The organism is Chryseobacterium sp. CBo1 (assembly GCF_001693475.1).
Classification (GTDB): domain Bacteria; phylum Bacteroidota; class Bacteroidia; order Flavobacteriales; family Weeksellaceae; genus Chryseobacterium; species Chryseobacterium formosense.
On the sequence record NZ_MAUH01000067.1, the window covers coordinates 52,257 to 67,491 of the forward strand.

13 protein-coding genes are annotated in these 15,235 nt (G+C 34.9%); 4 read left to right on the plus strand and 9 right to left on the minus strand.

What is annotated here, in order from left to right; all coding sequences use genetic code 11:
• Window positions 1-148: 148 nt before the first annotated feature.
• Window positions 149-589, minus strand: coding sequence for a hypothetical protein (locus BA768_RS18975; protein ID WP_065722010.1), 441 nt, complete (start codon window positions 587-589; stop codon window positions 149-151).
• Window positions 590-681: 92 nt separating this feature from the next.
• Between BA768_RS18975 and BA768_RS18980 the strand changes: the two genes are divergently transcribed.
• The gene (locus BA768_RS18980; protein ID WP_065722011.1) at window positions 682-2,808 is read left to right on the plus strand and encodes a helix-turn-helix domain-containing protein; all 2,127 of its coding nucleotides are present in this window, start codon (window positions 682-684) and stop codon (window positions 2,806-2,808) included.
• Here the strand turns inward: BA768_RS18980 and BA768_RS18985 are convergent.
• Window positions 2,805-3,284: a hypothetical protein gene (locus BA768_RS18985; protein ID WP_065722012.1), complete on the minus strand. Its 480-nt coding sequence runs from the start codon at window positions 3,282-3,284 to the stop codon at window positions 2,805-2,807. The two genes, BA768_RS18980 and BA768_RS18985, sit on opposite strands and share 4 nt — an antisense overlap.
• A 172-nt stretch (window positions 3,285-3,456) precedes the next feature.
• Here BA768_RS18985 and BA768_RS18990 point away from each other — a divergent pair, with 172 nt between their 5' ends.
• Complete coding sequence (locus BA768_RS18990) at window positions 3,457-4,458, plus strand: LLM class flavin-dependent oxidoreductase (protein WP_083206748.1); 1,002 nt, start codon at window positions 3,457-3,459, stop codon at window positions 4,456-4,458.
• Between the two features lie 280 nt (window positions 4,459-4,738).
• Entirely contained in the window at window positions 4,739-5,860 is a 1,122-nt protein-coding gene (ribB, locus tag BA768_RS18995) for a 3,4-dihydroxy-2-butanone-4-phosphate synthase (protein ID WP_034673097.1), read from the plus strand.
• A 113-nt stretch (window positions 5,861-5,973) separates the two neighbouring features.
• On the opposite strand, the gene fmt is transcribed toward ribB, so the two are convergent.
• From fmt to folK, 5 genes are all read right to left on the minus strand, one after another.
• Entirely contained in the window at window positions 5,974-6,921 is a 948-nt protein-coding gene (gene fmt, locus BA768_RS19000; protein ID WP_065722014.1) for a methionyl-tRNA formyltransferase, read from the minus strand.
• Window positions 6,922-6,996: 75 nt separating this feature from the next.
• Entirely contained in the window at window positions 6,997-8,898 is a 1,902-nt protein-coding gene (locus tag BA768_RS19005; RefSeq protein ID WP_065722015.1) for an ATP-dependent DNA helicase RecQ, read from the minus strand.
• A gap of 78 nt (window positions 8,899-8,976) precedes the next feature.
• Window positions 8,977-10,434, minus strand: coding sequence for an OmpA family protein (locus BA768_RS19010; protein ID WP_065722016.1), 1,458 nt, complete (start codon window positions 10,432-10,434; stop codon window positions 8,977-8,979).
• 48 nt (window positions 10,435-10,482) lie between these two features.
• On the minus strand, window positions 10,483-11,592 hold the full coding sequence (locus BA768_RS19015; RefSeq protein ID WP_065722017.1) for a flagellar motor protein MotB: 1,110 nt from the start codon (window positions 11,590-11,592) through the stop codon (window positions 10,483-10,485).
• A 23-nt stretch (window positions 11,593-11,615) separates the two neighbouring features.
• Window positions 11,616-12,029, minus strand: a complete 414-nt coding sequence (folK, locus tag BA768_RS19020) for a 2-amino-4-hydroxy-6-hydroxymethyldihydropteridine diphosphokinase (protein ID WP_065722018.1) — start codon at window positions 12,027-12,029, stop codon at window positions 11,616-11,618.
• An 18-nt stretch (window positions 12,030-12,047) separates the two neighbouring features.
• Between folK and sppA the strand changes: the two genes are divergently transcribed.
• The gene (gene sppA, locus BA768_RS19025) at window positions 12,048-13,802 is read left to right on the plus strand and encodes a signal peptide peptidase SppA (RefSeq protein ID WP_034673108.1); all 1,755 of its coding nucleotides are present in this window, start codon (window positions 12,048-12,050) and stop codon (window positions 13,800-13,802) included.
• Window positions 13,803-13,870: 68 nt separating this feature from the next.
• Here the strand turns inward: sppA and BA768_RS19030 are convergent, their stop codons facing one another.
• Together BA768_RS19030 and ftsY are read right to left on the minus strand one after the other, a co-directional pair.
• Window positions 13,871-14,128 (minus strand): GlsB/YeaQ/YmgE family stress response membrane protein, encoded by a 258-nt coding sequence (locus BA768_RS19030; protein WP_065722019.1) that lies wholly within the window; start codon window positions 14,126-14,128, stop codon window positions 13,871-13,873.
• 54 nt (window positions 14,129-14,182) lie between these two features.
• Window positions 14,183-15,136, minus strand: a complete 954-nt coding sequence (gene ftsY, locus BA768_RS19035; protein ID WP_034673112.1) for a signal recognition particle-docking protein FtsY — start codon at window positions 15,134-15,136, stop codon at window positions 14,183-14,185.
• Window positions 15,137-15,235 lie beyond the last annotated feature (99 nt).

Consider the following 15,235-nt stretch of genomic DNA (forward strand, 5'->3'; position numbering starts at 1 on the left):
TTGCTTTTCTCGCAGATTTAGCAAATTTCGCAGATTATTTTAAAACGATTATTTGCGTAATCTGCAAAATCAGCGAGAGATTTAAATAAAAAAAGTTCTGATTGGTTTAGTCAGAAATTTTTACTTTTAACTTTTCCCTTGGCTCTTATTAAAACACTAAAACTGCTTTTCCGTTATCACATCTTACAGAAGTGGGTTCCGGAGCCATCATACAATCGGAAGTAATATTGTGTTTTTTATTGAATTCTGACATTTTTTGAGTATAGTTTTCTATTTTAGGAAGAATGGAAGTTTCTATTTTCTTCGGATAAGCAATATAACCTGAAGGTCCGCCGCAAGCTTTAGAACCGATGGGTGCAAAAGCCCAGTCTGCATTTCTTGTGCATTTTTCTTTTGCGATTTCAGATTCTATGGCACTTTTTATTTTTTCCAGAGCGGCTTCGTCATATTTTTGGCTGTTTTCATCGGCAGGTCGTTCCGAAATATCTTTTGGTAAAGTAGAAGTGTCGCTGTTTGCTGATTTGCACGAGCTTAGTGAGATTGCTGTTATCGATAATATTATCGTGGAGCTTATAATAATGTTTTTCATATTGGGTTTGATTATTGTAAAGTTGGTTAATTTAATTTTTAAAGGTAATCAAAATTTATTCCTTAAGCAGTTTTTCCGTAATTTTGCCGGCGATGAATAATCATTTTTTTGACTTAATAGAATATACCAACCGAAGCGTTTTTCTTACGGGAAAAGCGGGTACGGGTAAGACAACATTCCTTAACGAATTTGTAAAGAAAACAAAAAAAAAGCACATTGTTGTTGCGCCCACCGGAATTGCTGCCATCAATGCAGGCGGAGTTACCATTCACTCGATGTTTGGTTTGCCTTTGCGTACTTTTTTGCCAACAACAGATCGTATTGATAGCAATATCGCCAACAATATTATTGATCTTCAGCAACATTTTAAATATAGAAAAGATAAGCTTAAACTTTTAAGAGAAGTTGAAGTTTTGATCATTGATGAGGTTTCGATGCTTCGTGCAGATGTTTTGGATATGATGGATTTTTCTCTGAGATTTATCCGTAGAAATAATCAGCGTTTTGGTGGTGTTCAGATGTTGTTCATCGGAGATTTGTATCAGCTTCCGCCGGTGGTGAGAGATGAGCATGTCTTGAAAATGTTTTACAATTCGCCTTTCTTTTTCGATAGTTTGGCAATTAAAGATATTCCGTTAATCACGATTGAATTAACGAAAGTTTACCGCCAAACCGATCAGGAATTTTTAGAAATATTAAATGCAATCCGTGACGGAGATGTTGCCAATATCGATTTTAATCATCTGAATGAAAGATACGATCCTGGTTTTGAAGCAGGCGATGAACCTTACGTCTATCTTTGCTCGCACAACAAAATGGCAGACGACATCAATCAGGAAAAACTGAAAGATATAAAAGTCAGTCCAAGTACGTATGAAGCTAAACTTTTTGGTGAGTTTAAAGAAAATCAGTTTCCTAATGATCAGTTTTTAGAATTAAAAATTGGTGCTCAAGTGATGTTTATTCGGAATGATATTTCAGGTGAAAAGAAATATTTCAATGGTAAATTAGGTGAAATTTCATTATTAGATGAAAATGAAATCAAGGTCATTCTTGAAGGAAGTGAAAGAGAAATCGTTGTAAAAAGAGAAGTCTGGGAACAGAAAAAATACTCGCTCGATACCGATAAAAATATCAAGGAAGAAGTTTTGGGAAGCTTTGAGCAGTTTCCGATAAAATTAGCATGGGCGGTGACGATTCACAAAAGTCAGGGTTTGACATTTGATAAAGTGATCATTGATGCCGGAAAAAGTTTTACGGCAGGTCAGGTTTATGTGGCATTGTCCCGTTGTCGTACTTTGGAAGGAATTGTTTTAAAATCAAAAATTACTCCCGATGTTATCTTTAAAGATAACCGGATTCTTAAATTCCAGGGTGAAACTCAGGCAAATGATAACGTTGAAAATATCTTAAATCAGGAAAAATACGATTACAGCATCAGAAAACTGCTTCGTACACTAGATTGTCAATGGTTTTTAAAAGAAGTAGAACAATGGAATAATCTTTCAATTGTGACCAAAAGCATCGACCGTACAAAATCTAATCAATTGTATCTTCAGTTAAAGCGTGATGTTTTAAATTTAGGAAAGATTTTCGAAAAATTAGAGAGGGTAATTTTCCAAAAAGTGAATCTGTTTATTGAGAATAAAGAACAATGGACTGAGATCGAAAGTAAATCTAAAGGCGCTGTGAATTTCTTTTTTACCGAAATCAGAGACAAGGTTTTTAATCCGTTAAAAGATTTTTACTCCGAAATAAAAGGTGCAAAAGGCTTAAAGCAATACAATGAAGAGCTTAAAAATTGGTTGGAAGATATTGAAGAATATCTGAACAGTTTAAAAGAAATTCATTTGCTCGAAACCAAACTTCTCGACGAAAAAAATGATAAGGAAGTCAGCATGAAAATTGCAAAAGTTCCGTCTCAGGTTCTTACTTTTCAGTTGTTTGAGGAAGGGAAAACCATCTCAGAAATTGCTTTGGAAAGAGGTTTGGTAAAAGAAACCATCATCGGTCACCTTGCCAAATTTGCAGAACAGGGCTTACTGGATATTTCAAGAGTCATCACTTCCGATAAAATAAAAGCGTTTGAAGAAATGTTTTACAAAAATCCAAAAGAAAATCTGACAGAGTGGAAAAATGCTCTACCAAGTAATTTTGAATTTAATGAAATCAGGATTTTGATTAATCATTTTACGTATCAGAAGGAGAAGAATAACTAATAAATTTTTATTTCACCTTCTTGTAATATTTCATATTCAAAGTTTATATGATCAAAACCATTGTTTATTTTCCATTCCTTATTATAAATGAATGAAATGAAATCGCCAATATAAGGTCTTGATTTATTATGGTTTTTAGTGTGTTTATATTCTAACCAAATTTTCAAAAAGTCATTTTCTTTAGGTAAATAATTTTCAAAAATTATTTCAGAATTTAGCAAAGTTAAAATGTTTTCAGCCAATAATCCATTATTTAATTTGTTTCTAGATGATTGGTATTGCCATTCGATTCCATCATAATGCATTTGTCTCTGAAACTGTGATAAACTCCAAATAATAATTAAATCATTGTACTCTGCGGAAGTTAATTTAATCTTATTTCTTCTCGAATTCTTATTATGAACAATACTTTCTTGACTGACTTTAGAATTTTGGGTTTTGATGATGAATTCAATATTGTTATTAAATTTACTCATATAATTATATATAGTCAAATATACAAAATAGAGTTTTCGCTAAATAAAAGTTTAAATATTAGAACTCATTTTCCAATAGTTTTTCCCACAACAACCCAATCAATTCCATCAATTACAAAAAGTAACTAATGCAGTTTATTAGCTTTAAATTTGTTAATTCAAATTAGTTATAATGAAAAATTTTGATATATCCGTGCTTGATCTTGCTCCCGTAAAACAAGGAAAGACCATTCACGATACTTTTCAGGATAGTTTGTCTTTGGCAAATCACGCTGAAAATTTAGATTATAAAAGATTCTGGCTTGCCGAACATCACAATATGGAAAGCATTGCAAGTTCTGCAACATCCGTTCTGATTGGTTTTATTGCCAACGGAACAAAGAAAATAAGAGTCGGTTCAGGTGGAATTATGCTTCCGAATCACAGTTCGCTCGTGATTGCCGAACAATTCGGAACTTTGGAATCGCTTTTTCCCGGAAGAATCGATCTGGGTTTGGGAAGAGCTCCCGGAACCGATGGTTTGACGGCTCAAGCTTTGGGTAGAAATCCTGCAATCATTAATGAACAATTTCCAAGACAAATTTTAGAATTGCAGAAATATTTTTCGAAAGAAAATTCAAACGCTTTGGTTCGGGCGATTCCTGGTGAAGGTTTAGATATTCCGATGTATATTCTCGGTTCGAGCACAGACAGCGCGTGGTTGGCTGCCGAGTTGGGACTTCCTTATGCTTTTGCAGGACATTTTGCGCCCGAACAGATGGATATGGCTTTTAAAATTTACAGAGAACATTTTGAACCTTCGAAATATTTAGATCGACCTTTTGTTTTGGCTTGTGTGAACGGAGTTGCTGCAGAAACTTCCGAAGAAGCACATTTTCTTTCGACTACTTTATTTCAGGCATTTATCAACATCATCAGAAACGACAGAAAACCTTTTCCTGCTCCGGTTGAAGATATGGACGAAATTTGGTCAGCCATGGAAAAATCGATGGTTTTACAGAAATTAAAGTTCAGTTTTATTGGAAACCAAGAAGAAATTGCAGAGCAGCTTAAAAACTTTCAGGAAAAATATCAGGTTGATGAACTGATGATTAATTCTCACATTTACGACCATCAGAAAAGATTGGAGTCATATGAAATCATTAGGAAAGCGAAAAATTCTTTAGTTGGATAGCACATAAGTCACAAAGATTTTTTCTTGGATTGAAAATATTTAGAACACATTAGGGAAAAAATCAAAGATTTTTGAGAGGGAGAGTTACAATCGGTTTGTTAAAATCTTTGATTTTCAAATCTTATATGTTCTAAAGTGTTTTCAATATTTTAAACTAAAACTAATGTGACTCATGTGTTAAAAACTTCTTGTGGTTAAAATTTATGGCTTAAAACAAACCACTGATATTAATTGTCGATGCTTATTTTATTAAGTATCTTTGCGAAAATTTAAAGTAAAAATGTCTGATATTAAATTAAATACTATTCCTGAGGCGATTGAAGACCTTAAAAATGGTAAAATAATCATAGTTGTAGATGATGAAGACAGAGAAAATGAAGGAGATTTTCTTTGTGCAGCTGAATTGACAACGCCTGAAATCATCAATTTTATGGCATTCCATGGGAGAGGTTTGATCTGTATGCCGCTTCCTGAGAAAAGATGTGATGAGCTGGGTCTTGATGTGATGGTGAGCCGAAGCAGCGATCCAAAAGAAACTGCTTTTACCGTATCTGTCGATCTTTTAGGAAACGGAACTTCTACCGGAATTTCTGCGAGTGACAGAGCGAAAACAATTTTAGCTTTGATGGATGAAAAATCTAAACCTACAGATTTTATGCGTCCCGGTCATATTTTCCCGCTTCGTGCTAGAAAAGGTGGTGTTCTAAAAAGAGCAGGGCATACTGAAGCTGCGATCGATCTTACGTGTCTTGCAGGTTTGAAAGAAGGTGGTGTTATTTGTGAAATCATGAATGAAGATGGTTCAATGTCTCGTTTACCTGAACTTTATGCATTTGCTCAGAAGCATGATATGAAGATCGTTTCCATCGAAGATCTGATTCATTATCAGCTTAAAAAAGGTAACCTGATCGAAAGACTTGAAGAAAGAAAAGTAAATACCGCTTATGGAGAGTATGATTTTTTTGCTTTCAGAGAAACTTCTAATGATCAGATCCATTTTGCATTAACGAAAGGTTCGTGGACGGTTGATGAGCCTGTTTTGGTGAGAGTACAGTCTTCAGATTCTTATTTTGATGTACTGACAAGACTGAATAATGGCGAAAAACCTTTATTGGAAAAAGTAACCAACATGGTTAATGAGGCTGGAAAAGGTGCGATAATTTTCATCAACAACGTTTCAAATTCTGAAAATACATTAAGAAAATTGCAGCAGTTCCTGAATTATCAGGACGGACAGCAGCAGCATCCTACTTTGGCGTTCAATTACAGAGATTATGGGATCGGAACACAGATTCTTAAAAATCTTGGAATCAATAAATTTAAAGTAATCACTCAGAATCCTAATGTAAAACCTCAGGTTGGAGGATATGACGTTGAGGTGACAGAGATGGTTCAGCTTTAATAGTGAATTGTCAATGGTGAATTCACTTCGTTGTCAATTTTTGATTAGATTTAAATTCACTTGCAAAGCAAAATTGACTTTTTACCATTCACAATAAAAAATGGCTTGATTTCTCAAGCCATTTTTATTTCTTCAAAATTTCTGAACCCATTCAGGAAATCTTTGATATTCATTCTTTTTTTACCTTCAAGCTGTAATTCTAAAGGATAATAAACTCCATCTTTTGTGTAGATTTTAAAATCGTTTTTGGAGATTTCTAAACTTCCGACAGGTTTTCCATGATTTAAAAGTTCGAATTTTCCGCCGTATATTTTTAATACTTTTTCTTCTTCGCCAATTTTTAAAGTGGTAAAAGCTGCAGGATAAGGCGACATTCCCAAAATAAACTGATGAGCTTCTTTTGATGTTCTCGACCAGTCGATTCTTGTGTCTTCCTTGAAAATTTTATAGGCATTTTTAGGATGTTCAACCTGAGGTTGAGGTCTTTCTGTAATTGAGTTTTCAGCTAAGCCGTCCAAAGTTTTTACGACTAATTTTGAGCCCATTTCCATTAATCTGTCGTGAAGATGTCCCGCATTCTCGTTTTCCAAAACCGGAATTTCTTCCTGTAGCAAAATATTTCCTTCATCAATTTTTTCATTGATAAAAAATGTGGTTGCGCCTGTTTTTTCTTCACCGTTGATTACGGCATAATTAATCGGAGCAGCGCCTCTGTAATCAGGAAGTAATGAAGCATGAAGATTGAAAGTTCCCATTTTAGGCATTTCAAACAAAACTTTAGGCATCATTCTGAAAGCAACCACTACGAAAACATCGGCATCTAATTTTCTTAGTTCTTCTAAAAACTCAGGATTTCTTAATTTTTCAGGCTGAAAAACCGGGAGATTATTTTCTACTGCAAAAACTTTTACGGGCGATTGATTAATTTTTTGTCCACGTCCGCTTGCTTTATCGGCAACCGTTACAACGCCTACAACTTTGTGATGGGATTGATGAATAGCTTCCAAAGAGGTCTTTGCAAACTCTGGAGTACCTAAAAAAACGACTTTCAATGATTTCATGGTACAAAGATAAAACTCTTGAGTTATAAGTTAGAAATTAAGCGTTATGAATTTCCATTACTTATTATCAATTACTCATGTTAAAGCGTATGTTCTAAAATTCAGCATTTTCACTTTTCCCGAATCCAGTAAGAATATTAAATTTTCTAAAATATTTTCTTTAGTTTGAAACTGTAGCTGAACCGATATTTCTTCGATTGTTGCAGGCTTTTTACCTAATACTTTTACGATTTCATCAGAAACATTCTTCCCGAAAATAGATTGTTTGTTTTTTTCACAAACGGCACATTGACCGCAGTTTTTAGAATTCTTTTCACCAAAATAGGAGAGAATAAGTTTCATTTTACAGTATTGATGATCCTCAATATAAAACTTCATTTCTTCCCATTTCTGAATTTTATTTTTCTGAATATGTTCAAAAAGCTTCCAGTAAATTCCACCGTTTGACCTTTCATCACGAGGTTTTAGAAACTTTACGGAAGCCAAAGCACCATCGATATATTCAAGATAATTTTTTTGCTGAAGTTCTTTTAAACGTTCTTTGATCAGATGAATGCTTACTCCGATTTTATCACTCACTTTTTGTTCGCTGAACATCACTTTATGTGTTGTAATTCCAGAAACTGAGCGTAGTAAAAGTTCAATAAAATAAGCATCTTTGGCGGGAAGCTGATCGATTTCATCCGGTTTAATTAAAAGTTCAAGTGATGACAAGCTTTTATTACTGTTATAAAAAATGATTTCCTGAGTGTGAAGAAAATTTAAAACATTTTTAATTTTTGCTGTTGAAAGTTTGGTGAAACTCTGTATCCCTGAAGTATTTAATTGAAAAACTTTTTCGGGCAGTTCAAACTCTGCAATCTGAAATTTAGAATATAGATAAGTTATTATTTTTAAAAATTCAGCTTTGTTAGGAATCTGATTTTTTAAGATCTGATCAATATTTGAAATCTCCTGCTGATTCCACAACATGAATGCATAACTTTTTTTGCCGTCTCTTCCGGCGCGACCAATTTCCTGATAATAATTTTCAATCGATTGTGAAGGCGAGAAATGAATCACAAAACGTACATTGTCTTTGTCAATACCCATTCCGAAGGCATTGGTAGAAATCAAAACATTTTGGTCGCTGTTGTTCCAGAAATTCTGTCTTTCATTTTTTTCTTTGGTTGATAATCCTGCATGAAAATAATCAACATTCTGAATTTTATTTCGGTGAAGAAATTCGGTAAGTAATTCTGCCTCTTTTCGGGTTCTTACATAGATAATTCCCGACTCCTTTGCATATTTAAGAATGTTGAAAACCTTTTGATATTTATCTGAAACTTCCTCTGAGAATATTTTAATATTGTCTCTTCTAAAACTCTTCTGAAATATCTGTGGATTTTTAAGCTCTAGTTTATTCTTAATTTCATCCAGAACTTTCGGGGTTGCCGTTGCCGTTAAAGCTAAACATGGAATCTCTGGATTGTTTTTTCTGAAATCTTTAATGTTTTGATAGCTTGGTCTAAAATCCTGTCCCCATTCTGAAATACAGTGCGCTTCATCTACCGCAATAAATGACAGCTGAATTTCTTCCATTTGCTGAATAAACAATTTATTGGTAAGCCTTTCCGGAGAAACATACAATAATTTCGTTAAGCCATCTTTACAACGGTTGTAAATAACTTCCGCATCAAATTCATCCAATTCCGAGCTTAGATATTCTGCTTCAATTCCTCTGAATTTTAACTGATTGACCTGGTCTTTCATCAATGCCAACAAAGGAGAAATAACCAGACAGGTTCCTTCCTGCAATAATGAAGGAAGCTGATAGCACAAAGATTTTCCGGCTCCTGTCGGAAGCAGAACTAATGTGTCTTTTCTGTTGATCACAGAGTTAATAATTTGTTCCTGCGAATCTCTGAAATGATCGTATCCCCAAAAATGCTTCAGGGTTTTGTTTTTTAATTCATTAAAATCTTGTGGAGAAATCATAAGGTAAATGTAATAAAAGTATCGGGACGAAAAAAGTCACGCATTGCGTGACTTTAATTTTATAATAAGAAAATTTTATTATTTAGCTTCGAAGTAAACTCTTCTGTTTGCTCTGTTTTTCCATTCAGGACATTTAGTAGCAGGATCACACTCAGGATATTTAAGGTCTTTTTCACCTCTACCTACAGCGTTCAGTTTAGAAGCTTCTACACCGTTTTTAATTAAATAATTTTTAACGCTGTTTGCTCTTCTTTCAGATAGTTTTTGGTTGTACTCATCAGAAGCTCTTGTATCAGTCGCTCCAATTACAGTATAAGTACCATTTGAAGAATTGATATAGTTTACAGCATTGTTAAGGATTGGTGTGTTTGATGGTAAAATTCTGTCAGAATTTAAATCAAACTCAATTCCTTCCATATTGCTTACAGATTCTTGAACAGGTCCTGTTGGCTCAGTAGTCGTAGGTGTCAATGGACATCCTTGGTTTTCTACCGGACCAGGAACAGTTACACACTTATCGTAAAGATCGATTACACCATCAAGATCTGTATCTAAAGCTACACCAGCACCGTCAACTCTTGCACCTGCAGGAGTATCAAGCTGTCTGTCCCAATCGTCGCAAACACCATCGTTATCAGCATCTCCTTTTTTACAAACTTCAATATCCTGGTTTTTGTTAGCCAAAACATCTAATTTGTAATAGATTTCCTGCAATGGATCATGCCACATTAAGTGAGATTCATGTTTTCCTAATTTTAAAGAAACACCAACTGTAGCGTTGAAGAAGTTATCAGAAACCTGCTCTTCACGTTGGTTGATAGCACTGTATTGTGCACCTCCACCATCGAATTCATCATCACCTGTGAAGACATACATCAATCTAGTTTCAAGATCTATTCTTCTGTTTACTTTAAATTTAACTCCGGCACCAGCTTGTCCGAAGAATGAACCAAGTTTAAACGGTTTAATTTCCGTCATAAGTCTTTGTCCGGTAGCATCTTTCTGATAAGCTCTGTATGCTATTGTACCAATACCTCCATATCCGTGTAGTGCCCATCTGTAAGTAGATTTATTATCAACTCTTCTTAAAAGATTTGAGAAGTTGATGTCTCCTAATAAAGAGATTGCATCATATTGAGTTCTTGCACCTACCTGGCTTAAATCAGCAGGAGCTGCATCTTTTGTATTGAACCAACCCTGTCTTGTTTCTCCTCTGTCGTATTGTAGATTAATTCCAAAAGCATGAGTAATTGCTTTATCAATACTTACATAAGCAGAATAACCAAATAGGTTTTTACCGTTACCGTTTTTTATAGATGTTAAATCTCCAGACTGTAAAAGTGGAACACCAACTCCGGCAGAAATTGCCCAATCGTTAAATCTTTTAGATTTTTGTGTAAAAGGTGAAACGTTTGCAGAGCCTGAAGAAAATGTATTTGGATATTCGTCTGTAGAAGCTACGGCTATTGAATCTTGTGCATAGCTCACTGTAGGTACAGCCAATGCTAAGGCAACAATTGCTAAACTTAATTTCATAGTGTATTTTTTTATTTGTTAATTAAATGAATATGTTGTGATTGCAAATTAGTTGGTAGGGCAGCCATTGTTATCAGGTGAACCAGGAACCGTAACACACTTGTCGTACAAGTCGATTACGCCATCAAGATCCATATCTAAAGCTACACCAGCACCGTCAACTCTTGCTCCTGCAGGAGTATTAAGCTCTCTGTCCCAATCATCGCAAACACCGTCGTTGTCATTATCTCCTTTTTCGCATACAACAAGTTCGTTTGTACTGTTATCCAATACATTCATTCTGTAATAAGCTTCCTGTAAAGGATCATGCCAAGCAAGGTGAGACATTTGTTTTCCTAATTTAAATGATACACCTAAATTTACAGTAAACATGTTATCTGATCTTCTGTCGTTGATCATATTATATTTGGAGTTGCTACTTGCAGGATCGTAATCTGCAGGACCAGCCCATCCGCCGCCATCGAATTCATCATCACCACTGATAATGTACATTGCTCTGGCTTCAATATCAATAAGTTTTGAAACATTAAATTTAAGACCTGCTCCAAACTGATAGTAAAGAGAATTAAGATCTAATTTCTGATCAATGAATAATGGTGCGCGTTTAGGTGATGTGCTCCATCTGAATTCATCATTATCATGTAATGATGTGTTGTAATTCATTAAGCCTAAACCTCCATAACCATGGAATGCCCATCTGTAAGTAGAATAATTGTCAACTCTTCTTAAAAGATTCGAAAAATTAATGTCTCCTAGTACGGCAATTTGGTTGTACTTTGTCTTTGCAACTCCTACGCCGGCAAGTTGCCCACGTGCGCCATCCATCATTCCTTTCTGATTGGTTTCACCTCTCTGGTAAATAATACTCAATCCGAAAGTATGTGAAATCTGCTTGTCTATGCTGACATAAGTGTTATATCCCCAGTTGACCTTCTTATCATAAAAAGATGAAAGATCCGAGTTGGCCATAAATGCAGCACCACCACCTACGGAAATAGACCAGTCTCTGAATCTTCTTGCTTTGTTGTCAAATTTTTGAACATTTGAAGACCCTGAAGAAAAAGTATTGGGATATTCGTTGGTAGAATTTACAGAAATACTGTCCTGAGCATAAGTAGCAATAGGCAAAGCGGCCAATAATAATAAACCTAATTTCATACAATATGTTTTATTTGTTGTTTTTAATTAAAATCTTTTAATAATATCCTTGAAAATTCCCTTTCAAAAAGATGTTTCTTATGAGGGATTTTTAACCTTTCTGATGTGAATTCTAGCTCATCATACTTCACTATATCAATATCAATGATTCTGTCTGTATAAACTTTCGAGATTGTAGAGTCTGTTGTACGCCCCATATCGATCTCTATTTTTTTCACATAATCAAGCAATTGAATAGGTGATAAGTGAGTAGATATTATTGATGCAATATTACAAAAAATATTAGAACTGGCAAACTCTACAGGATCAGAAGTTAAATATTTACTTTTTTTTAATATTAAACAGTTCTTACTTATTCTATCCAGAGCGGTATCAATATTTTTTTTTTGGTCACCAATGTTACTTCCGAGTAACAAAACCACCTTATGTTGCGACATATCGGAAAATGATTGTTTATGAAGAGTTTCTTTAAAAATGTTTTGGCAAATATAGTGGCTATAGTCATATTATGCTTCGTGTTTTTTTTCTTTTTTATTGTAATGATTGCTTTGGGATCAATGGGTGGTGAGAAATCGGTATCTGTAAAAAAGAATTCTGTTTTAACGATTAATCTGAAAACGTCTATTATAGATAGTCCTACAGAAGAGCAGCAGAATATTTTTAATATTAAAGATAAAAATACCGATATTCTGATCTATGATGCTGTGGAAGCTATTCATAAAGCAAAAGATGATGATAATATCAAAGGAATCAGTATTGAAGCCGATAATCTTAATGCAGGAACTACACAGATCGATGATCTGAGAAATGCCATTGAAGATTTCAAGAAGAGCGGAAAATTTGTTTATGCTTATGGTAATGCAGTTTCTCAGGCTTCTTATTATTTAGGATCTGTTGCTGATCAGTATTATTTAAATCCATCAGGTGGAATTGAATTGAAAGGTTTGGCGACTGAAGTTACTTTCTTTAAAGATTTTGCTGAAAAATACGGTATCGGAATTGAAGTGATCCGTCATGGCAAATTCAAGTCGGCAGTAGAGCCTTTCCTTAGAAACGATATTTCTCCTGAAAATAAAGAGCAGCTTAGTACTTTACTCAATGATATTTGGGGAAGCACTTCAGCTAAAATGGCTGCCTCGAGAAAAATGAGCGCTGATGATTTTAAAACGGTTGTCGACAGTTTATACGGAATGATTCCTGATCTGAGTTTACAATATAAACTTGCGGATAAACTTATTCAGAAGACCGAGTATGATCAAATGATCAAGACAAAACTTAAGCTTGGTGATAAGGATAAGCTTAATAAGATCTCGCTTCAGAAATACATAGATTCTTTTACTGATAAAGACAGTTCTGGTGATAAAGTAGCGGTTTTATATGCTTCAGGTTCTATCAACAGCGGTGATGAATACAACGAAATTTATTCTGAAAAATACATTAAATATATCAGAGATCTTCAGGAAGATAAGAAGGTGAAAGCTGTGGTTCTAAGAATTAATTCTCCTGGTGGAAGCGCAAATGCATCGGATGAGATTTTGTTTGAGCTTCAGCAGTTGAAAAAAACAAAACCTCTTGTTGTGTCTTTCGGTGATTATGCTGCTTCAGGTGGTTATTATATTGCGATGGGTGCAGATAAAATTTATTCGGAGCCGAATACTTTGACAGGATCAATCGGTGTTTTCGGAGTTCTGCCTTACTTCAAGGAAATAGCTAATAAAAACGGAGTTCGTTCCGATATTGTTGCTACCAATGCGAATTCGGCTTATTATTCTTCATTGCACGGTCTTACACCGTATGGAGTGAATTTGATGACCAGAAGTGTTGAAGGAACTTACAAAAGATTTGTACATTTTGTAACGCAAAACAGAAAGAAAACTTTTGAGCAGATCGATAGTGTAGGAGGCGGAAGAGTTTGGAGTGGTGTTCGTGCAAAAGAAATAGGTTTGGTAGACGAACTGGGAACTTTAAATGATGCTGTGAAATTTGCAGCTCAGAAGGCGAATCTTAAATCTTATAATGTTGCTTCTTATCCTAAGAAAATGACAGCTTTTGAACAAATCTTCAGTGATATGAATGAAGACGATATTTCTGCAAGAGTTATTAAAAACAAAATTGGTAAAGCAAACTATGAAATTCTTGAGCAACTTACCGATAAGAAACTAAAATCTGAGGTGAAAATGGAAATGCCTTACAGAATCAAAATCAACTAAATTATATTGTTTCATAAAAAATCCCGATCTGAATTTTCAGATCGGGATTTTATTTTTTTATTTAAATTTTATTTCCTTGTTGCCATTCCATATAGCCAAAGAACAATTAGTGCGCCTCCGATAGCGAGAGCCCAGCTTCTGAAATTCCAGAAAGAATCTACGTCGCCCCAGTGAAGAACGTAAACTCCAACCAGTCCGCCAATAAATGCTCCTACGATACCTAAAATAATCGTAATCAGCCATCCGCCACCTTGTTTTCCAGGCATAATCATTTTAGCAATAGCTCCTGCCAAAAGACCAAAAATAATCCATGTTAAAATTCCCATAGTTTAATTTTTTTTTAATGTTAGTATTGTGTTTATATTTTAGAAAGGTAATTTTTACCTCTTCTTGAAAAATGAATCTACAAACTCTGTACCATTAAAAAGCTGAAGGTCCTGCATTTTTTCTCCCACACCGATATATTTCACCGGAATCTGGAACTGGTCTGAAATTCCGATAACGACTCCGCCTTTCGCAGTTCCGTCAAGTTTTGTTACCGCTAAAGCATTTACTTCTGTTGCTGCCGTAAATTGTTTTGCCTGTTCAAAAGCATTTTGTCCTGTAGAGCCATCAAGAACCAATAAAATTTCGTGCGGAGCATCAGGAATCACCTTTTGCATCACTCTCTTGATTTTTGAAAGCTCATTCATCAGGTTAATTTTATTGTGAAGTCTTCCCGCGGTGTCAATAATAACAACATCCGCATTTTGAGCAACTGCACTTTGTACAGTGTCGAATGCCACAGAAGCAGGATCTGAACCCATTTCCTGTTTTACAATCGGAACACCGACTCTTTCGCTCCATATTACCAGCTGGTCTACCGCAGCAGCTCTGAAAGTATCTGCAGCTCCCAAAACAACATTCTTCCCTTCAGATTTAAACTGATGTGCAAGTTTTCCGATAGTAGTGGTTTTTCCTACACCATTTACCCCGACAACCATAATGACGTATGGTTTTTTCGAAGAATCGATATTTCCGGTTCCTCGGTGAGGATTTTCCAATAAAAGTCCTGAAATTTCTTCACGCAGAATTTTATCGAGCTCGTTTACACCGACATATTTGTCTCTTGCGACTCGCTCTTCAATTCTCTCAATGATTTTGATGGTCGTAGAAGCACCTACATCGGAAGCGATAAGTATTTCTTCCAGATCATCCAGAACTTCGTCATCTACTTTGCTTTTGCCGACTACGGCTTTTGTCATTTTTTCAAAGAAACCCTGATTCGATTTTTCCAATCCTTTATCTAAAGTTTCTTTTTCTTCTTTTTTAAAAATATTTTTAAACCAACTCATGTATGAATTTTCGGAATTTAGTTATTGTCGGACGCACGATGTTAAATGTTGGATGCTTACAACAATAATATTTTATTTCGTAAACATCCAACACCCAAC